The organism is Streptomyces sp. NBC_00286, assembly GCF_036173125.1.
Taxonomy (GTDB): Bacteria; Actinomycetota; Actinomycetes; order Streptomycetales; family Streptomycetaceae; genus Streptomyces.
Genome location: NZ_CP108054.1, coordinates 5071729 through 5096565 on the forward strand (window position 1 = coordinate 5071729; position 24837 = coordinate 5096565).

General features: G+C 70.8%; 23 protein-coding genes and 1 tRNA gene. 9 read left to right on the forward strand and 15 right to left on the reverse strand.

From position 1 onward, the window contains the following. Positions 1-5 precede the first annotated feature (5 nt). From OHT21_RS23215 to pdhA, 6 genes are read right to left on the reverse strand one after another with little or no spacing between them, the layout of a single operon-like run. Entirely contained in the window at positions 6-1157 is a 1152-nt protein-coding gene (locus OHT21_RS23215; protein ID WP_328770277.1) for a potassium channel family protein, read from the reverse strand. Positions 1158-1196: 39 nt separating this feature from the next. Then, a complete protein-coding gene (locus OHT21_RS23220; RefSeq protein ID WP_328770278.1) occupies positions 1197-2480 on the reverse strand; it encodes a molybdopterin molybdotransferase MoeA in 1284 nt (427 codons plus the stop codon). Then, the gene (locus OHT21_RS23225; RefSeq protein WP_328770279.1) at positions 2477-3436 is read right to left on the reverse strand and encodes an NTP transferase domain-containing protein; all 960 of its coding nucleotides are present in this window, start codon (positions 3434-3436) and stop codon (positions 2477-2479) included. Before OHT21_RS23225 ends, OHT21_RS23220 begins: the two co-directional genes overlap by 4 nt. A 42-nt stretch (positions 3437-3478) precedes the next feature. Beyond that, positions 3479-5056, reverse strand: a complete 1578-nt coding sequence (locus OHT21_RS23230; protein ID WP_328770280.1) for a dihydrolipoamide acetyltransferase family protein — start codon at positions 5054-5056, stop codon at positions 3479-3481. After that, a complete protein-coding gene (locus OHT21_RS23235) occupies positions 5056-6060 on the reverse strand; it encodes an alpha-ketoacid dehydrogenase subunit beta (protein ID WP_328770281.1) in 1005 nt (334 codons plus the stop codon). Before OHT21_RS23235 ends, OHT21_RS23230 begins: the two co-directional genes overlap by 1 nt. Beyond that, positions 6057-7208 (reverse strand): pyruvate dehydrogenase (acetyl-transferring) E1 component subunit alpha, encoded by a 1152-nt coding sequence (gene pdhA / locus OHT21_RS23240; protein ID WP_328770282.1) that lies wholly within the window; start codon positions 7206-7208, stop codon positions 6057-6059. The genes OHT21_RS23235 and pdhA overlap by 4 nt, the downstream gene beginning before the upstream one ends. A 187-nt stretch (positions 7209-7395) precedes the next feature. On the opposite strand from pdhA, the gene OHT21_RS23245 reads away from it, so the two are divergent. Next, positions 7396-7881, forward strand: a complete 486-nt coding sequence (locus OHT21_RS23245) for an Lrp/AsnC family transcriptional regulator (RefSeq protein WP_328774193.1) — start codon at positions 7396-7398, stop codon at positions 7879-7881. A 46-nt stretch (positions 7882-7927) separates the two neighbouring features. Here the strand turns inward: OHT21_RS23245 and OHT21_RS23250 are convergent, their stop codons facing one another. Further along, positions 7928-8518 (reverse strand): TetR/AcrR family transcriptional regulator, encoded by a 591-nt coding sequence (locus tag OHT21_RS23250; protein WP_189322030.1) that lies wholly within the window; start codon positions 8516-8518, stop codon positions 7928-7930. Then, positions 8515-10029: a 3-hydroxyacyl-CoA dehydrogenase gene (locus tag OHT21_RS23255; RefSeq protein WP_328770283.1), complete on the reverse strand. Its 1515-nt coding sequence runs from the start codon at positions 10027-10029 to the stop codon at positions 8515-8517. The genes OHT21_RS23250 and OHT21_RS23255 overlap by 4 nt, the downstream gene beginning before the upstream one ends. A gap of 201 nt (positions 10030-10230) precedes the next feature. Here OHT21_RS23255 and paaN point away from each other — a divergent pair, with 201 nt between their 5' ends. Then, a complete protein-coding gene (gene paaN, locus OHT21_RS23260) occupies positions 10231-11925 on the forward strand; it encodes a phenylacetic acid degradation protein PaaN (RefSeq protein ID WP_328770284.1) in 1695 nt (564 codons plus the stop codon). An 18-nt stretch (positions 11926-11943) separates the two neighbouring features. Here the strand turns inward: paaN and OHT21_RS23265 are convergent, their stop codons facing one another. Genes OHT21_RS23265 through OHT21_RS23275 form a run of 3 tightly spaced genes read right to left on the reverse strand, consistent with a single transcriptional unit; the run spans position 11944 to position 14872 of the window. Next, positions 11944-12741: a TrmH family RNA methyltransferase gene (locus tag OHT21_RS23265; RefSeq protein ID WP_328770285.1), complete on the reverse strand. Its 798-nt coding sequence runs from the start codon at positions 12739-12741 to the stop codon at positions 11944-11946. After that, entirely contained in the window at positions 12738-14009 is a 1272-nt protein-coding gene (locus OHT21_RS23270) for an HTTM domain-containing protein (RefSeq protein WP_328770286.1), read from the reverse strand. Before OHT21_RS23270 ends, OHT21_RS23265 begins: the two co-directional genes overlap by 4 nt. After that, positions 14006-14872: a DUF5819 family protein gene (locus OHT21_RS23275; protein WP_328770287.1), complete on the reverse strand. Its 867-nt coding sequence runs from the start codon at positions 14870-14872 to the stop codon at positions 14006-14008. The genes OHT21_RS23270 and OHT21_RS23275 overlap by 4 nt, the downstream gene beginning before the upstream one ends. Before the next feature lie 270 nt (positions 14873-15142). Between OHT21_RS23275 and paaA the strand changes: the two genes are divergently transcribed. The 6 genes from paaA to OHT21_RS23305 all read left to right on the forward strand — a co-directional run bounded on the left by paaA (position 15143) and on the right by OHT21_RS23305 (position 20148). Beyond that, positions 15143-16153, forward strand: a complete 1011-nt coding sequence (gene paaA / locus OHT21_RS23280) for a 1,2-phenylacetyl-CoA epoxidase subunit PaaA (RefSeq protein ID WP_328770288.1) — start codon at positions 15143-15145, stop codon at positions 16151-16153. Further along, positions 16150-16437 (forward strand): 1,2-phenylacetyl-CoA epoxidase subunit PaaB, encoded by a 288-nt coding sequence (gene paaB / locus OHT21_RS23285; RefSeq protein WP_165338871.1) that lies wholly within the window; start codon positions 16150-16152, stop codon positions 16435-16437. Before paaA ends, paaB begins: the two co-directional genes overlap by 4 nt. Beyond that, a complete protein-coding gene (gene paaC, locus OHT21_RS23290; RefSeq protein ID WP_328770289.1) occupies positions 16434-17153 on the forward strand; it encodes a 1,2-phenylacetyl-CoA epoxidase subunit PaaC in 720 nt (239 codons plus the stop codon). The genes paaB and paaC overlap by 4 nt, the downstream gene beginning before the upstream one ends. After that, entirely contained in the window at positions 17147-17740 is a 594-nt protein-coding gene (gene paaD, locus OHT21_RS23295; RefSeq protein ID WP_328770290.1) for a 1,2-phenylacetyl-CoA epoxidase subunit PaaD, read from the forward strand. Before paaC ends, paaD begins: the two co-directional genes overlap by 7 nt. Continuing rightward, positions 17740-18813 carry a 2Fe-2S iron-sulfur cluster-binding protein gene (locus OHT21_RS23300; protein ID WP_328770291.1) on the forward strand — a complete coding sequence of 358 codons (1074 nt, stop codon included), beginning with the start codon at positions 17740-17742 and terminating at the stop codon, positions 18811-18813. Before paaD ends, OHT21_RS23300 begins: the two co-directional genes overlap by 1 nt. Before the next feature lie 198 nt (positions 18814-19011). Continuing rightward, positions 19012-20148 (forward strand): acyl-CoA dehydrogenase family protein, encoded by a 1137-nt coding sequence (locus OHT21_RS23305; RefSeq protein WP_328774194.1) that lies wholly within the window; start codon positions 19012-19014, stop codon positions 20146-20148. A gap of 25 nt (positions 20149-20173) precedes the next feature. On the opposite strand, the gene OHT21_RS23310 is transcribed toward OHT21_RS23305, so the two are convergent. From OHT21_RS23310 to OHT21_RS23325, 4 genes are all read right to left on the reverse strand, one after another. Continuing rightward, positions 20174-20503: a rhodanese-like domain-containing protein gene (locus OHT21_RS23310; RefSeq protein ID WP_328774195.1), complete on the reverse strand. Its 330-nt coding sequence runs from the start codon at positions 20501-20503 to the stop codon at positions 20174-20176. Between the two features lie 100 nt (positions 20504-20603). Further along, complete coding sequence (locus OHT21_RS23315) at positions 20604-21614, reverse strand: J domain-containing protein (protein ID WP_443050420.1); 1011 nt, start codon at positions 21612-21614, stop codon at positions 20604-20606. Positions 21615-21716: 102 nt separating this feature from the next. Further along, on the reverse strand, positions 21717-23159 hold the full coding sequence (locus tag OHT21_RS23320) for a DUF2252 domain-containing protein (protein WP_443050421.1): 1443 nt from the start codon (positions 23157-23159) through the stop codon (positions 21717-21719). 244 nt (positions 23160-23403) lie between these two features. Continuing rightward, positions 23404-23487, reverse strand: a tRNA-Leu gene (locus OHT21_RS23325). Positions 23488-23977: 490 nt separating this feature from the next. Here OHT21_RS23325 and OHT21_RS23330 point away from each other — a divergent pair. Then, the gene (locus OHT21_RS23330) at positions 23978-24832 is read left to right on the forward strand and encodes a DUF3662 and FHA domain-containing protein (protein ID WP_328770293.1); all 855 of its coding nucleotides are present in this window, start codon (positions 23978-23980) and stop codon (positions 24830-24832) included. The last annotated feature ends 5 nt before the right edge of the window (positions 24833-24837 follow it).

A 24837-nucleotide genomic window follows, 5' to 3' on the forward strand; every position in this document is an offset into this window, starting at 1 on the left:
CGAGGCTACTCCCGGGGTTTCGGCCGGCCGATGGCCCCTCCTGCGGACGGCTCGGGCCCGGGCAGGCGCTTGGTGTCGGGCGCGACCTGCGTATGCGGCGTCTTCCGCACGATGGTGATCAGACGGTCCGTCAACTGGAGCTTCCCGAGGGACGGATCGTCGTATCCGAGCACCCGATGCCCTCGTACGACGCTGACCACCAGGTCGTCCACTTCCCGCGGCCCGCGCCCCACCTCGGCCTTCACGACGGGCCGTTCGACGATGTCGAGCCCGCTGCCCTGCTGGATGAGGTCCTCCAGGACCATGCCCGCGCTGGGGCTGAGCACCGAGAGCCCGAGCAGCCGTCCGGCCGCGCTCGCGCTGGTGATGACGACGTCGGCACCGGACTGGCGCAGCAGCGGCGCGTTCTCCTCCTCGCGAACCGCGGCCACGATCTTCGCTCCGCGATTGAGCTGCCGGGCCGTCAGCGCCACCAGTACGGCTGTGTCGTCGCGCTGGGTCGCGATGATGATCTGCCGCGCCTTCTGTACCTCGGCCCTGAGCAATACGTCGCTGCGCGTGGCATCGCCGACCACACCGGCGTACCCGTCCGCCGTCGCCGCGTCGACCACCTTCGTACTGGGGTCGACGACCACGACCTGCTCCTTCTTCAGCCCCGTCGCACACACGGTCTGAATCGCCGACCGCCCCTTCGTCCCGAAGCCGATGACAACGGTGTGGTCTCTCAATGCGGTCCTCCAGCGGTTCAGTCGCCATTCCTCGCGAGTGCGCTCGGTGAGGACCTCGAGAGTGGTGCCGACCAGGATGATCAGGAAGAGCACGCGCAGCGGCGTGATCACAAAGATGTTGGTGAGCCGGGCGCCGTCGCTGACCGGGGCGATGTCGCCGTACCCGGTGGTCGAGAGGGTGACCGTCGCATAGTAGAAGGCGTCGAGCAGGTCGACGCCGTCGCCCGAGCTGTCCGTGTAGCCGTCGCGTCCGAGGTAGACGAGGAAACCGGTCGAGACCAGGATCAGCAGCGCCATGACGACGCGCTTGGCGACCTGGCGAAACGGGTGTTCCACGGTTCGGCGGGGAAGCCTCACCCGCTGGGTCACGAGACGTTCGTCGGCCTGGCGGGCGATCGCGTCATGGCCCGGAAGTTTCACGTGAAACACTCCCCGATCCGGTTCATATGAGAGTCACCCCGAGCCGGTTCATCCGAGGCCTGCCGCCATTCCGGCTGTCGCCCACGGCAGTTCGAGGATCTCAAGCTCCTGGCCGGGGCGGCCACCGCCGGGCGGGACGACCGCGAGCGCGTCGGCCACGGCGATGCCGCGCAGCATGGCCGGGCCGTTGTAGTGCAGCGACACGGCCCGCTCCTCGCGCAACACGACGGGGATCAGCCGGGTGTCGTACGGATGCCCGTGCGCCGCGTCCCCCAGCGGCAGCGTGTACGGCTCCGGGGCCGGGCGTCCCGCGAGCGTACGCAGCAGGGGTTCGGCCAGTGTGAGCAGGCCGGAGACGGCGGCGAGGGGGTTGCCGGGCAGACCGACGAGGTGCTGGTTCTTCCTGGTACGGGCCAGCAGCATGGGGTGGCCGGGGCGCACCTTGACGCCGTTCACGAGGAGCTGGGCTCCGATGCGGCGCAGGGTGGGGTGGACGTGGTCGACCGGGCCTGTGGCGGTGCCGCCGGTGGTGACGATGAGGTCGGCTTCGGAGTGCTGCAGTGCCTTGTGCAGGGCCTCGGCGTCGTCGCCGAGCCTGCGCACCGCGATGACGTCCGCGCCGAGCGCGCGCAGCCAGGGCGGCAGCATCGGGCCGAGCGCGTCGCGGATCAGGCCCTCGTGGGGCAGGCCCTCGGTGAGCAACTCGTCGCCCAGCACGAGGACTTCGGCGCTTGGGCGCGGGACGGCGGAGACGGTGTCGTATCCGGCGGCGGCCGCCAGCCCGAGCACGGGCGGGGTGATCAGCGTCCCGGGAGGCAGGAGGGCGTCACCGGAGCGGCATTCCTGGCCGCGCGGCCGGATGTCCTGGCCGTGCACGACGTCCCGGGTCGCGTGCAGCCGGTCCTTGTCGTCGGTGCGGCCGTGTTCACTGCGCAGGACAGCGGTGGCGTCCTGCGGGATGCGTGCGCCGGTCGCGATCCGGACCGCCTCGCCGTCGGTGAGCGGCGCCGGCTCGGAGTGCCCGGCGAGCACCCCTTCGGGCCGTACGTGCCAGGGGCCGGGTCCGGCGACCGCCCAGCCGTCCATCGCGGAGGTGTCGAACGACGGGAGGTCCGTGAGGGCGGTGAGGGGGGCGGCGAGGACGAGGCCCAGCGCGGCGTCGAGCGGGACAGAGACGGGGGCGGCCGGGGTGCGGGGGGCACGGGCGGCGGTGGCGCGTGCTTGCGGCCAGGGGGCGGCCTCGCCGGGCCGGTGGGCATCGCTGTCGTTGACCAAGGCGAGGGCCTCCTCCACGTCGAGGTCGACGTCCTCGTACTGCCCGTGAGCGGTCATCCGGCGTCCGGGCGGGCCTCGGTGGCGGTGGCGGACCCGGTGTCGGACGGAGCCGCGGAGGCATCCTCCTCCGCCCAGCGCAGCGCGAGCGCTGTCGCCTTGCGGGCGGCCTCGGCCACTGCCTCCGGGCCACCCTTGGCCTGCGCCGCCGCGTATCCGACCAGGAACGTCGTCAGCGGGGCCGCGGGCCGGGCCACATTGTGTGCGGCATCGCGGGCGAGATCGAGCAGGGCGCCGGTGTCGACCTCGAGGTCGATGCCCAGCTCTTCCTTGACTGCGGAAATCCATTCATCCAGCACGTGTCCATGCTCCCTGATACGTGCCCGGGCGGCAGAGATGTCGTCCCAGGTGTCGCAGTCGAAGGACGCGACGGGGTCGGTGATACGGGTCAGGTCGAGCGCAGCGGTGAGCAGCCGCAGCGGCAGCCCGGCCAGACCACCGTGCGCGGCGCCGAGCGCTGCCAGCTCACGGCGCAGTGCCGCACTCCGGTACGCGGCTACGAGCGGCTGGTCGCGGCCGTCGGGGTCGGTGAGCAGCACGCCTTCCGTGTCGGTCGACCGAAGGGCGGCCAGCAGCCGTCGTACCGTCTCCTCGTCGAGGAACGGCAGATCGGCGGAGAGCACCACGACATACGCCGCCGAGGTCCGCCGGAGCCCCGCGTCGAGCGCGGCCAGCGGACCCGCGCCGGGCGGGTCCTCTCGTGCCCACAGCACCGGGCGCGCGGTGGGCCTGCGGTCGGCGACGACCACGGTGGTGGCGGAGGAGGAGCAGGCGGCCAGGACCCGGTCGAGCAGCGGGCGACCGCCCACGCGCACACCAGGCTTGTCGGCGCCGCCGAGCCGCCGGGCGGCGCCTCCGGCGAGGACGACGGCGTCGTGTACTTCGACGCCGTCGTCACCGGGAGCGCCGGGAGCGCCGGGATCGCCGGGATCGCCGGAGGGCTGGTACGCGGTCACCCCACGAGTATGCGTGCCACGGCGATCACAGGGAACGGGCGATCACAGGGAACGCAGGAGTACCGCCGGCTGCTCCACGCAGTCCGCGACATAGCGCAGGAATCCGCCCGCCGTGCCGCCGTCGCACACCCGGTGGTCGAAGGTGAGCGAGAGCTGGACGACCTGCCGCACCGCCAGCTCGCCCTGATGCACCCAGGGCTTGGGTGCGATCCGGCCGACGCCGAGCATGGCCGCCTCGGGGTGGTTGATGATCGGCGTGGAGCCGTCGACGCCGAACACGCCATAGTTGTTCAACGTGAAGGTCCCGCCGGTGAGTTCCCCTGGCGTGAGCGTCCCGGTCCGCGCCACTTCGGTGAGCCGCGCGAACTCCGCGCTCAGCGACTGGGCGTCCCGCCCGTGCGCGTCCTTCACCACCGGCACGACGAGCCCCCGCTCGGTCTGCGCCGCGAACCCGAGGTGCACCTCGTCGAGCTGTACGACTTCCCGGGCGTCCATGTCGACCCTGGAGTTGAGCTCGGGATGGCGGGCGAGGGCGGCGGTGCAGATGCGGGCGAGCAGTGCGAGGAGGGAGATCTTCGGTCCGCCGGTGGCATTCATCGCGACGCGCGCGTTCAGGAGTTCCGTCGCGTCGGCATCCACCCAGCAGGTCGCGTCGGGGATCTCACGACGGCTGCGGGCGAGCTTGTCGGCGACGACACCGCGTATGCCTCGCAGGGGGATGCGGGTGCCGGGGGCCGCCGGTACCGGGGCGGCCTCATCGGCGGGCACGGCAGGCACGCGCGCGTGGGGGGCGGTTGAGGGCTCCGGCCCTGTGGGCGCGTACGCCACAGCCCCGGCTTCCGTCGCCCGGCCCCCGCGTGCACCGGCCGCACGCGCCGCGTGCTCCACGTCTGCCCGCAGAATCAGTCCGTCGGGGCCGGACCCCGCCAACTCCCGCAGATCCAGGCCGTATTCCCTGGCCAGCCGCCGTACGAGCGGAGAGATCACCGGCACCGGGCCGTCGCCACGGCTTCCGTTCGTGTCGCCCGGCCGGCCCTCGGTGGTGGCGACGTCCTGCGCGAGGCGGCGGGCGGCGGCTTCGTGCGCCGCCGTTCCCATGGCACCGCTGTCCGTGCCTCGGTCGGCGGCCGACGTGTCCGCGGCGCGAGCTGCGGACGTCGTCTCCGCACCGCGCCAGTCGGACGCCACGTCCGCACTGCGACCGGCCGACGCCACATCTGCGCTGCCAGGCCCCTCCGCGGGCCGGCCCGGCGGCCGTCGCCCGGCAGACGCCGGGCCCGTCGGCCGCACCCTTCCGCGCCGTGCGGGCGGTGTTCCCGTGCCGTATCCCACGAGTACGTTCCCGGACCCCTCGTCCGCGTCACCGGAGGCGGGCGCTCCGACCGCCACCGTCAACAGCGGTGCTCCGACGGGCAGTTCCGTGCCCTCCTCGCCGAAGCGGGCCGTGACCACGCCGCCGTACGGGCACGGCACCTCGACCATCGCCTTGGCCGTCTCGACCTCGACGACTGGCTGGTCGACGGCGACGACGTCGCCGACCTGGACGAGCCAGCGGACGATCTCCGCCTCGGTGAGCCCTTCGCCGAGGTCGGGCAGCTTGAATTCGAGGACCTGGGGCATCAGTTCTCCGCCTCCCACTGCAGCCGCGCGACCGCGTCCAGGATGCGGTCGACGCCGGGCAGATGGTGCCGCTCCAGCATCGGCGGCGGGTACGGGATGTCGAACCCGGCCACCCGCAGTACCGGCGCCTCCAGGTAGTGGAAGCACCGCTCGGTGACCCGCGCGGCGATCTCCCCGCCCGGTCCGCCGAAGGTCCCGGACTCGTGCACGACCACGGCCCGCCCCGTGCGCCGTACGGACGTGGTGACCGTCTCGTCGTCGAACGGCACCAGGGAGCGCAGATCGACGACTTCGAGGTTCCAGCCCTCGGCCTGCGCCGCCTCGACCGCCTCCAAGCAGACGGGCAGGGACGGCCCGTACGTGATCAGCGTGGCGCTCCGGCCCGAGCGCCGCACCACCGCGCGGCCTATCGGTTCAACGGCCGGTGGCTCCTCGGGGTTCCAGGAGTCCTTCGACCAGTACAGGCGCTTGGGTTCGAGGAAGACGACGGGATCGTCGGAGGCGATGGCCGCGCGCAGCAACCCGTATGCGTCGGCGACCGTGGCGGGCGTGACGACATGGAGCCCCGGAGTCGCCATGTAGTACGCCTCGGAGGAGTCGCTGTGGTGCTCGACGCCGCCGATGCCTCCCCCGTAGGGGACACGGATCGTGATCGGCAGCGGCATCGCCCCTCGGGTGCGGTTGCGCATCCGCGACACATGCGAGATCAGCTGCTCGAAGGCCGGGTACGCGAAGGCGTCGAACTGCATCTCCACGACCGGCCGCAGCCCGTACATGGCCATGCCGACGGCCGTCCCCAGGATGCCCGCCTCGGCCAGCGGCGTGTCCGTACAGCGGTCCTCGCCGAACTCCTTGGCGAGCCCGTCGGTGACCCGGAAGACCCCGCCTAGGGTGCCGACGTCCTCGCCCATGACGTGGACGGCCGGGTCGGCGGCCATCGCGTCACGGAGGGCACGGCCGAGGGCCTGCGCCATGGTGGCCGGTTTCACGGCGACCGTGGTCATCGCGGCGCTCCCTCCGACTCGTGATGCCGCTCCTGGGCGGCCAGTTCGGCCCGCAGCTGTGCCTCTTGCTCCAGGAGTTGGGTCGTGGGCTGGTCGTAGACGTGCCCGAAGAGGTCCATCGGGTCGAGCGCCGGGTCCTGGTTCATGCGCTCTCGCAGGTCCGCGGCCATGGCCTCGGCGTCCTCGCGGGCGGCCTGGATGCCGGCCTCGTCGAGGAGCCCGCGCTCGGTCAATGTGTGCTCCAGGAGGGCGATCGGGTCGTGTGCCCGCCAGGCCTCGACCTCCGAGTCGGCGCGGTAGCGCTTGTCGTCGTCGGCGTTCGTGTGGGCTTCCATGCGGTACGTCACCGCCTCCACGAGCGTCGGTCCACCTCCCGCGCGCGCGTGGGCCACGGCTTCGCCGAGGACCTGGTGCACCGCGGCCGCGTCGTTGCCGTCGACCAGGCGGCCCGGCATGCCGTAACCGACCGCCTTGTGGGCGAGGGACGGCGCGGCGGTCTGCTTGGCGAGCGGGACAGAGATCGCGAAGCCGTTGTTCTGGACGAGGAAGACGACCGGGGCCTGCCAGACGGCGGCGAAGTTCAGTGCCTCGTGGAAATCGCCCTCACTGGTGCCGCCGTCACCGACCAGGGCGAGCGCTACTACGTCATCGCCCTGGAGACGTGCGGCGTGCGCGAGGCCCACGGCGTGCGGGAGTTGGGTCGCGAGGGGGGTACACAGGGGCGCGATACGGCGCTCACGGGGGTCGTATCCGCTGTGCCAGTCGCCGCGCAGGAGGCCCAGGGCCTGGACGGGGTCGAGGCCGCGGGCGACGGCGGCGAGCGTGTCGCGGTAGCTGGGGAAGAGCCAGTCGCGCTCTTCGAGGACGAGCGCGGCGGCGACCTGGCAGGCCTCCTGGCCGGTGGAGGAGGGGTAGACCGCCAGCCGGCCCTGCTTGGTGAGTGCGGTGGCCTGCGTGTTGTAGCGACGGCCGCGCACCAGCTCCCCGTACAGACGGCGCAGCAACTCCGGGTCGGCCTCGGCCGCCGCGTCCGTGCCGAGGACGCGGTACGGAACTTCGTCCGGCAACAGTGGGGCGGGGTCGGTGCGGGGCTGCCAGGCAGGCGGCGGGGTGGGCCGATAGGCGCCCCGCTGCTCCATGACCGTCATGACGGCACCTCCTCGTGGGAGTGGTTCGGCGGCACACCGGTGTGATGCGCCTCACCTACCGATTGTTCGGTCGTCGGCACATTTTGGCTACAGGCAGCTTCAGGCTGTGGACAAACGGTTCTCCACAGCCTGGGATGGATGCAGTACGTCCATGGTATGGAGGCGGGGGGACATGGCACCTGAACAAATGGCCGAGGGACCGGAGGACGGCCGTGCCGACTCGCCTCCGCGTCCGCTGGACGCCATCGATCAGGACATCCTCCAGATGCTGCGCTCGGACGGCCGCGCCTCCATACGGTCCGTCGCCGAGCGCGTCCATGTGTCCCGGGCCAACGCCTACGCGCGCATCAACCGGCTCATCGAGGACGGCGTGATCCTCGGCTTCGGCGCCCGCATCAACCATGAGCGGGCCGGCAAGGGCGCCGCCGCCTACATCACCCTGAAGATCGTGCAGAACTCCTGGCGCACGGTGCGAGAACAGCTGCGCGCGCTCCCTGAGGTGGCCCATATCGCCCTGGTCAGCGGGGACTTCGATGTACTGCTCCTGGTGCACACGCCGGACAACAGGAATCTGCGCGACCTGGTGCTGACCCGCCTCCAGTCCATCCCGGAGGTGCTCAGCACCCGGACGCTGCTCGTCTTCGAGGAGGAGGACGTGGAGCCGGAGGGCTGATCTTCCCGCCCGCGGCCCGGCTGCTTCGGGGCGTGCGGCCCGGCCCTCATTCCTCTTTGCGGAGCCCCTCGAAGACCAACCGTACGACCGCGTCGGCGACTTCACGCTCGCTCACGCCCCGGCCGTCGGGCCGGTACCACTCGACGAGCGAGTTGATCATCCCGAAGACCAGCCTGGTGGCGAGCCCGAACTCCACGTCCGCGCGGACGTCGCCGTCGGCCGCCGCCTCCTTCATGAGCTCGGCCACCCTGTGGTCGAACTCCCGGCGCCGCTCCAGGGCCCAGCGCTCGGTGCCGGTGTTGCCGCGTACCCGCAGCAGGAGCGTCACGTACGGCAGTTCGGCGGTGAGCACCTCCACCATGCGCCGGGTGACGTACTCCAGTCGCCGCACGGCACGCCCCACGCGCGCGTGCTCCTCGTCGAGGATCCCGAAGAGGCCGTCCAGCGCCCGGCTCACGGCCCGCCGCAGCAGCTCCTCCTTGCCCGCGACGTGGTGGTATATCGACGACTTGGAGATACCGGCCGCTTTGGAGAGGTGCTCCATGGATGTGCCGTCGTAGCCGCGGTCGTTGAAGACCCGCACAGCGACGGAGAGCAGCGTCTCCGGGGTGTACGTGTCGCGCTTGGCGGTGGTCATGGGGTGCCCTCCCGCTTCTCGGAGGCGTACGCGTGGCGGTAGAGCGCGAGGGATGGCGCGTACCGTCCGGATGGGTCCCGCAGATTCAGCTCGTCCAGGACGTCGTACGCCCAGCTCTTGCCGAGCTTGCGGCTCCATTCGAAGGGCCCCAGCGGGTAGTTGACGCCCAGGCGCATCGCCGTGTCGATGTCCTCCTCGGTGGCCACCCCCTTGGTGACCGCGTCGTGCGCCAGGTCGATGATGCGGGCCACGGTGCGGGCGACGATCGACCCGGGTACGTCCCCGACGACGCTGACGTCCTTGCCGAGCGCCTGGAAGAGCCCGGTGGCCTCGGCGAGGGTCCCCGGCTGGGTGTCCTGCGAGGCGGACAGGGCGATCCGGGTCGCCTTGCGGTAGTCGAGCGCCAGGTCGAAGTAGACGACGTCTCGGAACTCGACGGAGGTCTGGCCGTCCGCGACGGCCAGCTGTCCGCCGCTGGGCAGCACCAGGCGGGTGCCGTGGTCCTCCTCGTCCTCGCGGACCTGGATGCCCGCCTCGCGGATCAGCGGGAGCAGTTCGGCCGCGGGGCCCAGGCTTCCCTCGGCGACGACGTACGCGGGCGGCTGGGCCTTCTCCGCGGTGTGCGGTTCGGGCCGCTCCGCGTCGTCCCCGTACGCGTACCAGCCGCGTCCGGTCTTGCGGCCGTGCCGGCCCGACTCGACGAGCCGCCGTTGGGCGAGCGAGGGCGTGAACCGCACGTCCTGGAAGAAGGCCTCCCATACGGAGCGGGTGACCGCCTCGTTGACGTCCTGTCCGATGAGGTCGGTCAGCTCGAAGGCGCCCATCTTGAAGCCACCGGATTCACGCAGGACGGCGTCGATCGTGGCGGGGTCGGCGGCCTGGGACTCGTACACCGCGAAGGCCTCGGCGTAGAAGGGCCGCGCGATGCGGTTGACGATGAAGCCGGGGGTGTCGGCGCAGGCGACCGGGGTCTTCCCCCAGGCGCGTGCCGTCTCATACGCGCGCGTGGCCGACGTGACGTCCGTCGCGAACCCGGAGACGACCTCCACGAGCGGCAGCAGCGGCGCGGGGTTGAAGAAGTGCAGGCCGACGAAGCGGCCGGGGTTGCTCAGAGCGCCGCCGATGGCGGTCACCGACAGGGAGGAGGTGTTGGTGGCGAGCAGGCAGTGGTCCGTGACGATCTCCTCGAGCTCGCGCATCAGCTGCTGCTTGACGTCGAGCCGCTCCAGTACGGCCTCGACGACGAGATGCGAGTCGGCCAGGTCGGCCAGGCTCTCGGCGGGGCTGAGGCGGGTGCGCGCGGCGTCCCGGTCGGCGCCGGTCATCCGGTCCTTCTCGACCAGCCTGTCGAGGCGGGCTCCGATGGCCTCGGCCGCGGCCCGGGCCCGGCCGGGGACGGCGTCGTACAGCCGCACGGGGTGGCCAGCGACCAGTGCGACCTGGGCGATGCCCTGGCCCATGGTGCCCGTGCCGACGACGGCCACCGGCGCGGCGAGGTCGAGTGCTGTCATGCTCGCGATCCTCCCGCACGGGGTTTTCCACAGCTTCGGCGGACCCCCTTGTCCCGACCGATCGTTCGGTTACTCTAACTCTGACTACCCACCCGTCGCCCACCACCACCCTGAACGAGACGCTTCGCGCCACACTTATCAATATGTCTGCCCAGGTCGCGAGCTCAACGAGGAGCTCTAGAGACGAGGAGTTGGTCCCTGATGGCCGCCGCCGAACTCACCGCGCACCAGCTGATCGCCCAGCACCGGCCCACCCTCGACCAGGCGCTGGAAACGATCCGCACGCGCGCGTACTGGTCCCCGCACCCCGAGCACCCCAAGGCGTACGGCGAGGACGGCAGCCTGAGCCTGGCGGAGGGCAAGGCCGCTTTTGATGCCCTCCTGGGGACCCGCCTCGATCTGGGCCAGCCCGGCACCGATGACTGGGTGGGCGGCGAAGTGTCCCCGTACGGAATCGAGTTGGGGGTCACCTATCCGCACGCGGACATCGACGTCCTGCTGCCCGCCATGAAGGCCGGGCAGCGCGCGTGGCGCCACGCGGGCGCTGAGATGCGCGCTGTGGTGTGTCTGGAGATCCTCAAGCGGATCAGCGACCGCACACATGAGTTCGCGCACGCGGTCATGCACACCAGTGGCCAGGCCTTCATGATGGCGTTCCAGGCGGGCGGCCCGCATGCCCAGGACCGCGGCCTGGAGGCGGTGGCGTACGCGTTTGTGGAGCAGGTCCGCACCCCGGACACCGCGGAGTGGACGAAGCCTCAGGGCAAGCGTGAGCCCCTCGCGCTGAACAAGCAGTTCATGCCGGTGCCGCGCGGCATCGCCCTGCTGATCGGCTGCAACACCTTCCCGACGTGGAACGGCTATCCGGGCCTGTTCGCCTCCCTGGCCACGGGCAACCCGGTCCTGGTCAAGCCCCACCCGCGCGCGGTGCTGCCGCTCGCCCTCACCATCCAGGTGGCGCGCGATGTGCTCGCCGAGGCGGGCTTCGACCCGAACCTGGTGGCGCTGGCCGCCGAGCGCCCCGGCGAAGGCATCGCCAAGACCTTGGCCACCCGCCCCGAGGTCCGGATCATCGACTACACAGGCTCGACGGCGTTCGGCGACTGGCTGGAGGCCAACGCCCGGCAGGCACAGGTCTACACGGAGAAGGCCGGCGTCAACACGGTGATCGTGGAGTCGACCGACAACTACAAGGGGATGCTGTCGAACCTCGCCTTCTCCTTGTCCCTCTACAGCGGCCAGATGTGCACGACCCCGCAGAACCTGCTGATCCCCCGCGACGGCATCCGTACGGAGGAGGGCCCCAAGTCGTACGACGAGGTGGTCGCCGATCTCGCCAAGTCGGTCGGCGGACTCCTCGGGGACGACGCCCGCGCGAACGCCCTGCTCGGCGCGATCGTGAACCCGGACGTGAAGGCCCGCCTGGAGGCCGCGTCTGGCCTTGGTGAGGTCGCCCTGGCTTCACGGGAGATCCGCAACCCGGAGTTCCCGGATGCGGTCGTCCGTACGCCCGTGATCGTGAAGCTGGACGGTGCCAAGCCCGACGCCGAGGCGGCCTACATGAGCGAATGCTTCGGGCCGGTCTCCTTCGCGGTCGCGGTTGACTCGGCCGATGAGGGCGTGGAGCTGTTGCGGCGGACGATCAGGGACAAGGGCGCGATGACGGTCGGCGCGTACACGACCTCCCAGGAGGTCGAGCAGGCTGTCCAGGAGGCCTGCCTGGAGGAGTGCGCCCAGCTTTCGCTGAACCTGACCGGCGGGGTGTACGTCAACCAGACGGCGGCCTTCTCGGACTTCCACGGCTCGGGCGGCAACCGGGCGGCGAACGCGGCGCTGTGCGACGGGGCGTTCGTGGCGAACCGTTTCCGGGTGGTGGAGGTGCGCCGGGAGGCGTGAGCCTGCGCCTCCGGAGGGTCAGGCCGGGCGGGCGTCAGGGCCGCCCGGCAGGGGCCCACTTCCGGCCGCGCCCCCGGCTGCGCTCCAGTGGAACAGGGTCATGGCCACGCTGGTGGCGAGGTTGTAACTGGACACCTGGGGGCGCATCGGCAGGGACACCAAGTGGTCGGCGCGGGCACGCAGTTCGTGCGACAGTCCGCTGCGTTCGGAGCCGAAGGCGAGCAGGGCGTCGTCCGGGAGCTTGAGGCCACGGATGTCCTCGCCTTCCGGGTCGAGGGCGAACACCGGGCCCGAGGGCAGTTCGTGCACGGCGAGCCGCTCCACGGCCGTTGCGAAGTGCAGCCCCGCCCCGCCGCGTACGACCGTGGGGTGCCAGGGATCGAGGGTGCCGGTCGTGACGACACCGGTCGCCCCGAAGCCGGCGGCGAGACGGATCACGGCTCCGGCGTTGCCCAGGTTGCGCGGATTGTCGAGCACCACGACGGGGGCGGGGCGCGGCGTGCGGGCCAGCGTCTCCAGGTTGGCCGCACGGGAGGGACGTACCGCCAAAGCGGCCACCGCGGTGGGGTGCGGCCGGGGGACGAAGGCTTTGAAGACCTCCTCCGGGACCTGAACCAGGAGCCGGTCGAGCGTGTCCCGTACGTCCGGGGCCAGTTCCTCGGCCAGCGCGAGGGCCGCCCGCCGGTCGGCGGTGACGGCCACCGGGACCTCAGCGTGGAAGCGTACGGCGTGCTTGAGGGCGTGGAAGCCGTCGAGCAGTACGGAGGTGCCGGCGAGCCGGTGCCAGGCGCGTACGGGGTCGTCGGGGGCCGTCATGCGGTGAAGCCTACGTGCGCCTGCTCGGCCTCCTCCGGGGTGCGCTGATCACCCTTGCGGGGCCCCGGGATCGTAGGGCGGCGGCCGCGGGAAAACAGCCGCACGCGCGCGCGTGCCGCCCATCCGCCGAGGCGGCGCAGGAAGGACGTCGGCAGGAAGACCGCGTCCGCCGCGATCATGGCGAGCGAGAAGAACGGCAGGCCGAGGACCACGGCGATCACGGCATGCTCGGTGATCATGGCTGCCAGCAGGACGTTCTTCACCCTCCGGTTGAACAGCGTGAAGGGGAAGGCGACCTGCACCGCGACCGTCCCGTATGTCACCAGCATCACCAGGGTGCCGTTCGCGGTCAGCAGGTCGGAGAGGGCGGGCCAGGGCGAGAAGTAGTCGAGGTGGAGCGGGTAGTAGACGGCGGTGCCGTCCTGCCAGCGCGAGCCCTGGATCTTGTACCAGCCGGCGGTCGCGTAGATCAGGCACGCCTCCGCCATGATCATGAACAGGGCGGCGTTGTGGCTGAGGTTGGCGAGGACATCCAGGAAGATCCGCGGCTCGGCGCTCCGCGCCCGGCGTGCCACCACCCACCACAGGCCCTGCGCCACCCACAGCCCCCAGAAGAACGTCAGCCAGCCGCCCAGGAAGCCGCCGTCGATCTTCCCCGCGAGCGTGGCCGCGGCCAGCAGGAATCCGAGCACACCCCACAGGGCGGGACCCACCCTGTCCGGCCCAGAACGCTCTCCACGCGCGCGTGCCTCACGCCCGCGACGTTCGCGCCGCTCGTCCAGGGACCACACCTGGCCGCAGCGCGTGAACACCAAGTAGATCGCCATCAGGTGGATGACGTTGTCGCCGCCGTCACCCATGAAGACGCTGCGGTTCTGCAGCGAGAGAACGCCGATCATGAAGAGCACGGACATGGCGCGGGTTCGCCAGCCCAGCATCAGCAGGGCGCTCGACAGCACGGCCAGTGCGTAGACGATCTCGAACCAGATCTGGCTGTCGGACCACATGAGGGCCGTGAAGGCGTGGTTGTCCGCTATGAGCTGCTGGGCGAGGTCCCAGCTCCAGGGGCCGTCGGGCCCGTACATGTCCCGGCGGTGCGGGAATTCCCGCAGCAGGAACAGCAGCCAGGTGGCGGCGAAGCCGATGCGTATGACGGCGCTCTGATACGGGCCGAGCGCCGAACCGGTGATCCGGGAGATGCCGCGTGCGAGCTTCCGGTCGAGGTGGGACTTGTGCTCGAGGGTGCCGGTGCGGTCGTCGCTGCTCACTGGGCCCCCGCCTCTGTCCTCGTGTCGCGCGTGCCTGCCGCCCGGTCGGCCTCGGTCACCGGCCACCAAGGCAGCTCGCGGAAGACCGGCTTTTCGGACACCTTCTCCGTGCTCCATGCCGGAGGCGGCACATTGGTCGTACGGGAGCGGACCTGGACCTGCTGGACGACCGCGCCCTTGCCGCCCGCCTGCTCTCGGTCCAGGCGCAGCACGACAAGGCGGCGCAGATAGCGCTCGGAGAGGTCGCCGCGCAGGCCGTCGGGACGGTTCTCGTTGTCGTGTGTGCCCACGTAGAAGTCCCAGGCGCGGCGCAGGGCGTTCTGCTGGGTGTGGCTGGGCAGCAGGTTGCCGTCGATGGCTGCGCCGTCCAGTGCGGAGAGGTCGTACCAGCGGGTTGTCCGGGTGCCGCCGTCCGCGGCCCGTACCTCGGCGCGGACCTGGACCGCGATGTTCTGCTGCAGCGGATTGGGGGCGAAGAGCTTCCAGTTCTGCTCGAACTCGGGATAGACCCACTCGTCGATCGCCTGCCCGTGCTGCTTCGTGACCGTGTTCGAGGGCGCGACGTGCAGAAACATCATGCCGAGGTGCACACAGGCGGCGACCGTGACTACGGCGAGGGCCAGGGCGAAGGCGATCTGGTAGCGGAGGGAAAGGACGGCTATGCCGGTGGGGGGAGGGGGTGTGGGGTCGTACTGCGGGGGCGCGGGGTCGTTCGGCGGGGGTGCGGTGGGGGCTGCGTGATCGTCCGGCGGGGAACCGGCAGGCGCTGCGCGGTCGTTCGGTGGGTGAGAGTCGGCAGCGGCGGGCTCAGGCTCGTCCGGCTGCTCGTGCCGGGGGTTCGAGCCCTCGTCGTACGCATCCATTCCGCCCCGTTTCCCGATGTCCGCCTGATTTCTGTCGCCGGCCGGACCGCTGCCGTACCGCCCGCGGGGTGCCGCGCCGCGACGTTCGCACCGGCACGGTACTTAAGCCCGCCCTCCCGGCACAGCCCCGGCGAACACAGCGGCCACGACCATGACGTTGTCCACAGCGGGTTATCCACAGCGGTTGACACCTTACGGCCCTCGTCCCACCATTGAATCGGACGAACCGAACGATCGGTCGGTAGCTTGATCAAGGTCGAGGGGGACCAGATGGCGACAGCAGCCGAGCACCGCACCGCCCGCGCACAGGCGGACGGGATGGCGGACGAGGCCGCGCGGACAGCGGCGTACGAGGCTGTCTTCGACGCCGCCGTGGCCGCCGACGAGCGCATCGAACCGCGCGACTGGATGCCCGACGCCTACCGCTCGACGCTGGTCCGGCAGATCGCGCAGCACGCACACTCCGAGATCATCGGCATGCAGCCCGAGGCCAACTGGATCACGCGCGCACCCTCTCTGCGCCGCAAGGCGATCCTGATGGCCAAGGTCCAGGACGAGGCCGGACACGGGCTCTACCTCTACAGCGCGGCGGAAACGCTCGGCACCAGCCGTGAAGAACTGCTCGACAAGCTGCACACCGGCCGCCAGAAGTACTCATCGATCTTCAACTACCCGACGCTGACCTGGGCGGACGTAGGCGCCATCGGCTGGCTGGTGGACGGCGCGGCGATCACCAACCAGGTGCCCCTGTGCCGCTGCTCATACGGTCCGTACGCGCGCGCGATGGTCCGCATCTGCAAGGAGGAGTCCTTCCACCAGCGCCAGGGATACGAGCTTCTGCTGACCCTCAGCCGCGGCACACCGGAGCAGCACGAGATGGCACAGGACGCGGTGAACCGCTGGTGGTGGCCCTCACTGATGATGTTCGGCCCGCCCGACGACGAGTCCGCGCACTCCGCGCAGTCGATGGCCTGGAAGATCAAGCGGCACTCGAACGACGAACTGCGCCAGCGCTTCGTAGACATCTGCGTCCCCCAGGCCGAATCCCTCGGACTCACGCTCCCCGACCCGGAGTTGAAGTGGAACGAGGAGCGGGGGCACCACGACTTCGGAGCGATCGACTGGACGGAGTTCTGGGAGGTCCTCAAGGGCAACGGTCCGTGCAACGAACAGCGGATAGACCAGCGCAGGCAAGCACACGAAGAGGGCGCATGGGTACGGGAAGCGGCGGCGGCCTACGCCGGCAAACACGCCGCAGGCAACGGGGAGGCGCGAGCATGACCACAAACGACTGGCCGCTGTGGGAGGTCTTCGTACGCTCGCGCCGCGGACTCTCGCACACCCACGCCGGCAGCCTGCACGCTCCGGACGCCGAGCTGGCGCTGCGCAACGCCCGCGATCTGTACACCCGGCGCGGCGAAGGCGTCTCCATCTGGGTCGTCCCCTCCACCGCGATCACGGCCTCCTCCCCGGACGAGAAGGATCCCTTCTTCGAACCGGCCGCCGACAAGCCGTACCGCCACCCCACGTTCTACGACATTCCGGAAGGGGTGAAGCACCTGTGACGGTCACCGCCGGTTCCGCGGCCGCCATCGCCCTCGGCGACGACGCCCTGGTGCTCTCGCACCGACTGGGGGAGTGGGCGGGCAAGGCGCCCGTACTCGAAGAGGAAGTGGCCCTCGCCAACATCGCCCTCGACCTGCTCGGCCAGGCACGGGTCCTCCTGTCGATGGCAGGCGACGAGGACGAGCTGGCATACCTCCGCGAGGAACGCGACTTCCGCAACCTCCAGCTGGTCGAGCAGCCGAACGGCGACTTCGCCCACACGATCGTCCGCCAGCTGTATTTCTCCACCTATCAGCGACTGCTGTACGCGGAACTGGCCTCCGGAGACGGCGAGTTCGCCCCGCTCGCGGCCAAGGCCGTCAAGGAGGTCGCCTACCACCAGGACCACGCCGAACAGTGGACGCTGCGACTGGGCGACGGCACTGCCGAGAGCCATCAGCGGATGCGAAAGGCCTGCGAGGGGCTGTGGCGGTACACCGGTGAGATGTTCCAGCCGATCGAGGGGGTGGACGTCAACTGGAAGGAGCTGGAAACCAGTTGGCTCGAGTCCGTCTCCGCCGTTCTGCGCCGGGCGACCCTCGACGTGCCGGAAGGCCCACGAACCGGGGCGTGGACCGCGGGTGCCGGACGCCAGGGGCTGCATACGGAACCCTTCGGTCGGATGCTCGCCGAGATGCAGCATCTGCACCGCAGCCACCCGGGGGCGTCATGGTGACCAGGACGACACCCCCCGAAGGGGAGACGACGCTCCTTGAGAAGGAGCTGCACAGGCTCGCCGGTTCCGTGCCCGATCCCGAGCTGCCGGTCCTGACCTTGGAAGAGCTGGGCGTGCTCCGCGCGGTCCACGTCCGTGGGGGCGGTGCGGTCGAGGTCGAGCTGACGCCCACGTACACCGGCTGCCCGGCCATCGAGGCCATGTCGGCGGATATCGAGAGGGTGCTGTACGAACACGGGGTGCCCGAGGTGACCGTACAGACCGTGCTCTCCCCTGCCTGGACCACGGACGACATCTCGGACGAAGGACGCCGCAAGCTACGGGAGTTCGGGATAGCACCGCCGCGTACGCAGCGGGCGAAGGGGCCGGTTCCGATATCGCTCGGCCCGACGCGGCCTGCCGCGCACACTCCGGACGGGGTGGCCGAAGCCCCACCGGATGCGGGCTCTCAGGCGGACCCCGTGCGCTGTCCGCACTGCGGCTCCGCCGACACCGAACTGCTCAGCCGCTTCTCGTCCACCGCGTGCAAGGCGCTGCGGCGATGTCTGTCCTGCCGTGAACCGTTCGACCACTTCAAGGAGTTGTGATGGCCCGCTTCCACACACTCCCGGTGGCCGCGGTCGACCAGCTGACCGACGACTCCGTCGCCCTGACCTTCGCGGTACCGCCGGAGCTGCGCGAGGAGTACCGGTACGCACCGGGCCAGCACCTGGCGCTGCGGCGCACGGTCGACGGCACAGAGATACGGCGCACGTACTCGATCTGCTCGCCGGCGCCCGACCCCGCTGCCGGGGAGGGCGACGGCCCCCGGACGCTGCGGGTAGGGGTGCGGCTCGTCGAGGGCGGGTCCTTCTCGACGTACGCCCTCAAGGAGATCGGTGTCGGCGACGAGTTGGAGGTGATGACACCAGCAGGCCGTTTCACACTCGAACCGGCGCCCGGGCTGTACGCGGCGGTGGTCGGCGGCAGTGGCATCACACCCGTGCTGTCGATCGTCACGACACTGCTGGCCCGAGAGCCCGAGGCGCGGTTCTGCCTCATACGCAGCGACCGTACGTCCGCCTCGACGATGTTCCTCGAGGAGGTCGCCGATCTGAAGGACCGCTTCCCGGAGCGGTTCCAGCTGGTGACGGTGCTCTCCCGCGAGGAGCAGCAGGCCGGTCTGCCCTCCGGTCGGCTCGACCGCGAGCGGCTCACAGGGCTGCTGCCGGCGCTGCTGCCGGTCGACGCGGTGTCGGGCTGGTTTCTGTGCGGGCCGTTCGGGCTGGTGCAGGGGGCGGAGCGGGCGTTGCGCGACCTCGGGGTCTCACGGAGCCGTATCCACGAGGAGATCTTCCATGTGGACGACGGGGCCGCACTAGCTGCCCCCGTGCCGACTCCCGCACACAGCACGGTGACCGCACGGCTCGACGGGCGCGCGGGCACCTGGCCGGTGCGGGACGGCGAGCCGCTCCTGGAGACGGTGCTGCGCAACCGCCCCGACGCCCCGTATGCCTGCCGGGGAGGGGTGTGCGGGACCTGCCGGGCGTTCCTGGTCTCCGGCGAGGTGCGCATGGACCGCAACTTCGCGCTGGAGCCGGAGGAGACAGAAGCGGGGTATGTGCTGGCATGCCAGTCCCATCCGGCAACGGAAAAGGTGGAGTTGGACTTCGACCGGTGAGCTTTGGCGGGTGAGCTGTGGTGGGTGAGCTGTGGCGGTGGCGAGTTTCGGGGGTGTTGAGCTCAGCCTGCCGACAGCTCCCGGGCTGCCGCACCGTTCCCTTTTCATAGAACTTGTTCTACCTTGACGCTCCGTCAGATCCATCGACGGGCCTATCCGCTCCGTCCGATGGATCAGGTACGCGTGGGAGGACAGGCTGTGGACTTCAGCTTCAGCGAGGAGCAGCAGGCGGCCGTGGAAGCGGCCCGGGCGGTGTTCGCCGGAGTCGCGCCGGACGGGGTGCCCTCACCCGCACTCACCGCGGGCGCCGTCGCGGACGACTTCGACCGGACGCTGTGGGGCAAGCTCGCCGACGCCGACCTGCTGAGCCTGCTGCTCGACGCGCGCTACGGCGGGGCGGGGCTGGACGCCATCGCGCTGTGCCTGGTGCTGCGCGAGTCGGCGAAGGTCCTCGCGCGGGTGCCGCTGCTGGAGAGCAGTGCGGCGGCGTTGGCCGTGCAGACGTACGGCGGTGAGGAGTTGAAGGCGGAGTTACTGGCGCGGGCCGGGCAGGGCGAGACGGTGCTGACCGTCGCCGCGAACGGCCGTACCGGACACGACGGCGCCGAACTGGCCGTCACCGCACGCCGGGAAGGCGACGTGTGGGTACTGGACGGGGTGCAGACGGCGGTTCCCTGGGGCTGCAACGCGGACTTCGTCGTCGTACCCGCGCTGAGCACCGGCTCAGGCCGCGCCGTGCTCGCCCTCGTACCGCGCGGCCACGAAGGCACCGCGCTCGCCGAGCAGGTCTCCACGACAGGAGAGCGGCTCGGCGAACTCCGGCTGGACTCCGTACGCCTCACCGCTCGCAACGTCATCGACGCCGACGGCGCCTGGGAGTCGCTACGGGATCTGCTCGCGACCGGCACGTGTGCGCTGGCGCTCGGCTTGGGCGAGCGCGTTCTCGGGATGACGAGTGAATACACCAGCAAACGAGAGCAGTTCGGATTCCCGGTCGCCACCTTCCAGGCGGTGGCCGTGCAGGCCGCCGACCGCTATGTCGATCTACGCGCGATGGAGGCGACCCTCTGGCAGGCCGCGTGGCGGATAAGCACCGGGGCGGGCGGTGCGCTGCCCGCGTCCGGCGACATAGCCGTGGCCAAGATCTGGGCCTCCGAGGGAGTACGACGCGTCGTCCAGACCGCGCAACATCTGCACGGAGGCTTCGGCGCCGACACCGACTACCCCCTGCACCGCTACCACGCCTGGGCCAAGCACCTGGAACTCTCCCTGGGCCCGGCAGCAGCCCACGAGGAAACGCTGGGCGACCTGCTGGCGGCGCACGCACTGGCGTGACGCCTCGCTAGAACGCGACGCCCCGCTAGAGGACGAAGCCCGGCTGGCCCTTGTCGTCCACGACAGGGCGCCCGGCCGCGGCCCAGACCTGCATACCGCCGTCGACGTTCACCGCGTCGATGCCCTGCTGGACGAGGTACATCGCGACCTGCGCGGAACGACTGCCCGAGCGGCAGATCACGTGGATCCTGCCGTCCTGCGGCGCCGCCTCGGTCAACTCGCCGTAGCGCGCCACGAATTCGCTGATGGGGATGTGCAGCGCCCCCGCCGCGTGACCGGCCTGCCACTCGTCGTCCTCCCGGACGTCCAGCAGAAAGTCTCCGTCCGCGAGATCTCCGACCTCGACCGTGGGCACACCAGCTCCGAATTGCATACGCCCGACGCTACCCGACCCGCCCACCACCTGCGCCCGGGGCACCGTGTACCCCAGTGAGGCCGGCCGACAGCCGGTGAAACTAGCCGAGCAAGCCCGCCAGCTCCGCCTCGCGCTCGCTCAGCTGCGTCAGCAACTGCTCGGCGATCTCCTCCAGCAGCCGGTCGGGGTCCTCCGGGGCGAGCTTGAGCATCGCGCCGATCGCGCTCTCCTCCAGGTCACGGGCCACAACGCTGAGCAGTTCCTTGCGCTCGGCGAGCCACTCGAGGCGGGCGTACAGCTCCTCGGCGCGGCTCGGGCGCCATTCCTTGGGTACGGGCCCGGCTGCCCATTCCTCGGACAGCTCCTGGAGCAGGGCCTCGTCCCCGCGGGCGTACGCGGCGTTGACCCGGGCGATGAACTCGTCCCGCCGCCGGCGCTCGGCATCGTCCTGCGCCAGATCGGGGTGCGCCTTGCGGACCAGTTCGCGGTAGAGCTTGCGGGCCTCGTCGCTCGGGCGCACGCGCTGCGGTGACCGAACCGGCTGCTCGGTCAGCATGGCCGAGGCCTCCGGGGACAGCCCGTCCGAGTCGAGCCAACCGTGGAACAGCTCCTCGACCCCCGGCATCGGCATGACCCTGGCCCGCGCCTCCTGCGCCTTGCGCATGTCCTCCGGGTCGCCGGTGCGGGCTGCCCGGGCCTCGGCGATCTGCGCGTCCAGTTCGTCGAGCCTCGCGTACATCGGCCCGAGCTTCTGGTGGTGCAACCGAGAGAAGTTCTCCACCTCGACGCGGAAGGTCTCCACCGCGATCTCGTACTCGATCAACGCCTGCTCAGCGGCACGCACGGCCCGCTCCAGCCGCTCCTCGGGCCGCACCTGCTCCTCACCGGAAGCCTCGTCGGCGGAATCCCCGCTCATGGAATCCTTCGCGGCAGAATCCCCGCTCGTGGACTGCTGATCCGCGGAATCCCCACTCGTAGACCGCTCGTCGGCGGAACCCTCACCAGCCGATCCCTCGCCCCCAGCCGACGGAACATCATCCGCCCACGGCCCCGGGGCCCCCTCCTCAACAGGCGGCTCGGACTGCGACTGCTCAGCTTCCGGCGTCATCACCCACCCAGCCTAGGTCACGAGCCGCCCGCCGACCGGAGTACTTAGCTGGACAGGCCTCTCGGGGGGCTCCCCCTCCCCCCGCCCCCACCCCGCCCCTCCCCCTCAAACCCCCAACTCCCCCACAACCCTCCCCGCCTTCACAGCCCCCACCAACTCCGCATGGTCCGCCTCCGTGCGGTCCGCGTAAGCCACCGAGAAGGACGCGATCGCCTCGTCCAGTTCCTCGCTCTTGCCGCAGTAGCCCGCGATCAGGCGGGGATCGGCGCTGTGGGCGTGCGCGCGGGCCAGCAGAGCGCCTGTCATCCGGGCGTAGTCGTCGATCTGGTCGGCGGCCAGGGCCGCCGGGTCCACGCTGCCCTTGCGGTTGCGGAACTGACGTACCTGGAAGGGCCGCCCGTCGACCGAGGTCCAGCCGAGCAGGATGTCGCTCACGACCTGCATGCGCTTCTGGCCGAGGACGACACGGCGGCCCTCGTGCTCGACCTCCGGCACCGTCAGGCCCGCCGTCCTCAGGTGCGGCACCAGGGCGGAGGGGCGGGTCTCCTTCACCTGGAGGACGAGAGGTTCGCCACGGTGGTCCAGCAGGAGCACCACGTACGAGCGCAGGCCCACGCTTCCCGTGCCTACCACGCGGAACGCGACGTCCTGCACCGCGTACCGCGCGAGGAGCGGGAGGCGGTCCTCGGAGAGCGTGGTCAGGTACTCCTCCAGCGACGCCGCCACCCCGGCGGCCTCCGCGTCGGGTATGCGCCGCAGCACCGGTGGCGCGTCGACGAAGCGGCGCCCGCCGCCCTCGACCGGCTCCGTCGACTTCGCGGCGAAGCGGCCACTGGTGTTGGCCCGCGCCTTCTCCGAGACCCGTTCCAGGGTGCCCAGCAGGTCGTGGGCGTCGGTGTGCGAGACCAGTTCCTCGTCCGCGATGGCGTTCCAGGCGTCCAGGGCCGGGAGTTTGGCGAGCAGCCGCATGGTGCGCCGGTAAGAGCCGGTCGCGTAGTGCGCCGCCTTGCGGCAGGTGTCCTCGCCCGCTCCCGCCTCCCGGCCCGCGAGGACCAGCGAGGTCGCGAGCCGTTTGAGGTCCCATTCCCAGGGCCCGTACACGGTCTCGTCGAAGTCGTTCAGGTCGATGACGAGGCCGCCGCGCGCGTCCGCGTAGAGGCCGAAGTTCGCCGCGTGCGCGTCCCCGCAGATCTGCGCGCCGATGCCTGTCATGGGCGTACGCGCCAGGTCGTATGCCATGAGTCCGGCCGAGCCGCGCAGGAAGGCGAAGGGGCTGGCGGCCATTCGTCCGACCCGTATCGCCGTGAGCTCGGGGATGCGGCCGCGGTTGGACTCCTCGACGGCGGTCACGGCGCTCGGCCGGTCACCGTTCCCGTCCAGGGAGGCGTGCGCTGCCCTCGAGACCCGCTCCCGCAGGGCCTTGCCCTCTTCCTTGGGAGACCCCTGTGCCGGCCACTGCGCGAACCCGCGCACATCGGCGACTCTGGCCCGTCCCGTCTGCTCCGTCTGCTCAGCCCGTGCTGCCACCGCGCCACCGCTCTCGCTCACTTGGACCGCCTCCCCCGTGCACGAACATCAACTTGCCACGACGGTACCGCCGGGCGCCGATCCGTGTGAGGGCCTGTGGACAACCCCGCGCCTGTGGAAAACTCCCAGGCCCGCCCTGTGATTGTCCTCACCCAAGACGCCCCGGCGCGATCCGGGGCGAGCCCGAGGCCACCCGGGCCCGCCCGGCCTGAACCCCGGACAACGCGAAAGCCCCGCAGGTCCAAGACCTGCGGGGCTTCATTTGTGCGCGAGGGGGGAGTTGAACCCCCACGCCCTTGCGGGCACTGGAACCTGAATCCAGCGCGTCTGCCTATTCCGCCACCCGCGCATTGGGTGTGTCGTCCGTCTCTCACCGAGGGGTGGGAGCGCCTGGCGACATGCAGAAGATTAGCACGCTGCCAAGGGTGGATTCACATCCCTTTCCGGGGGCAGCAACGAGGCAGGGGCGGGGCGGCAGACCCCGGGATCACCTGCGCAGCCGCCCCTCACGGTGCCTTGTGCCCCATCGCTGCCACCCGATACGTATCGGCCAGAACCTGTTCACGTATCAACCTCGTACCGGTCCCGGCCATCTCCCCAGGAGGCGGACAGGGACCACAGTCGGGTGCGGGACACTGTGGTGAAGCCACCTCTACGATCCTTCCCATGGGAGTGCCCAGGGGGAGTTCGAAGAGGAGCTCCGAAGGGAACTTCGGGAGGGGACTTCAGTGGGCGTCGACACCCGTCGACGGTGCCCACAGGGGGAACCAGCCGATTTCCCGGCGCGTGGATACGATCAGTAAGCAGTACCAGGACAGCGACGAAGGAGGAGGTGCCCCATGGGAGTCCTGAAGAAGTTCGAGCAGCGTCTCGAAGGTCTGGTCAACGGCACCTTCGCCAAGGTGTTCAAGTCCGAGGTCCAGCCCGTCGAGATCGCGGGAGCGCTGCAGCGCGAGTGCGACAACAACGCGACGATCTGGAACCGTGAGCGGACCGTCGTCCCCAACGACTTCATCGTGGAGCTGAGTACGCCGGACTTCGAGCGTCTCAGCCCCTACTCCGGCCAGCTCGGCGACGAGCTCGCCGGCATGGTGCGCGACTACGCGAAGCAGCAGCGCTACACCTTCATGGGCCCCATCAAGGTCCATCTGGAGAAGGCGGACGACCTCGACACCGGTCTGTACCGGGTACGCAGCCGTACGCTCGCCTCCTCCGCCAGCCAGCAGGCTCCGGAGCGCGCTCCCGCGGGAGGTCCGGCCGGCCGCCGCGAGGCCTACGGCTTCCCGCAGGCGGCCTCGCCTGCGGGCGCTCCGCCCATGCCGTCAGCGCCGCCGCCCGGTGGCCGTCCCGGCCCCGCGGCGCCGATGGCCCAGGGCCGTGGCGCGGCGGCTCCCGGCCCGCTGCCCGGTGCGCGCGTACGGCACTGGATCGAGATCAACGGCACTCGCCATCAGATCTCCCGCCCGACGCTCGTGCTGGGCCGCAGCACCGACGCCGACGTGCGGATCGACGACCCCGGCGTCTCGCGCCGGCACTGTGAGATCCGGACCGGAACGCCCTCGACGATCCAGGATCTCGGGTCCACCAACGGCATCGTGGTGGACGGGCAGCACACCACCCGCGCTACGCTCCGCGACGGCTCGCGGATCGTCGTGGGCAGCACCACCATCATTTACCGGCAAGCCGAAGGGTGAAGCGG

What these genes read in the sequence shown, in the direction of transcription:
- OHT21_RS23220 (WP_328770278.1), bottom strand. Translation starts at nt 2,480, where the DNA reads ATGACCGCTCACGGGCAGTACGAGGACGTCGACCTCGACGTGGAGGAG.
- OHT21_RS23230 (WP_328770280.1), bottom strand. Translation starts at nt 5,056, where the DNA reads ATGCCCCAGGTCCTCGAATTCAAGCTGCCCGACCTCGGCGAAGGGCTC.
- OHT21_RS23235 (WP_328770281.1), bottom strand. Translation starts at nt 6,060, where the DNA reads ATGACCACGGTCGCCGTGAAACCGGCCACCATGGCGCAGGCCCTCGGC.
- pdhA (WP_328770282.1), bottom strand. Translation starts at nt 7,208, where the DNA reads ATGACGGTCATGGAGCAGCGGGGCGCCTATCGGCCCACCCCGCCGCCT.
- OHT21_RS23245 (WP_328774193.1), top strand. Translation starts at nt 7,396, where the DNA reads ATGGCCGAGGGACCGGAGGACGGCCGTGCCGACTCGCCTCCGCGTCCG.
- OHT21_RS23250 (WP_189322030.1), bottom strand. Translation starts at nt 8,518, where the DNA reads ATGACCACCGCCAAGCGCGACACGTACACCCCGGAGACGCTGCTCTCC.
- OHT21_RS23255 (WP_328770283.1), bottom strand. Translation starts at nt 10,029, where the DNA reads ATGACAGCACTCGACCTCGCCGCGCCGGTGGCCGTCGTCGGCACGGGC.
- paaN (WP_328770284.1), top strand. Translation starts at nt 10,231, where the DNA reads ATGGCCGCCGCCGAACTCACCGCGCACCAGCTGATCGCCCAGCACCGG.
- OHT21_RS23265 (WP_328770285.1), bottom strand. Translation starts at nt 12,741, where the DNA reads ATGACGGCCCCCGACGACCCCGTACGCGCCTGGCACCGGCTCGCCGGC.
- OHT21_RS23275 (WP_328770287.1), bottom strand. Translation starts at nt 14,872, where the DNA reads ATGGATGCGTACGACGAGGGCTCGAACCCCCGGCACGAGCAGCCGGAC.
- paaA (WP_328770288.1), top strand. Translation starts at nt 15,143, where the DNA reads ATGGCGACAGCAGCCGAGCACCGCACCGCCCGCGCACAGGCGGACGGG.
- paaB (WP_165338871.1), top strand. Translation starts at nt 16,150, where the DNA reads ATGACCACAAACGACTGGCCGCTGTGGGAGGTCTTCGTACGCTCGCGC.
- paaD (WP_328770290.1), top strand. Translation starts at nt 17,147, where the DNA reads ATGGTGACCAGGACGACACCCCCCGAAGGGGAGACGACGCTCCTTGAG.
- OHT21_RS23300 (WP_328770291.1), top strand. Translation starts at nt 17,740, where the DNA reads ATGGCCCGCTTCCACACACTCCCGGTGGCCGCGGTCGACCAGCTGACC.
- OHT21_RS23330 (WP_328770293.1), top strand. Translation starts at nt 23,978, where the DNA reads ATGGGAGTCCTGAAGAAGTTCGAGCAGCGTCTCGAAGGTCTGGTCAAC.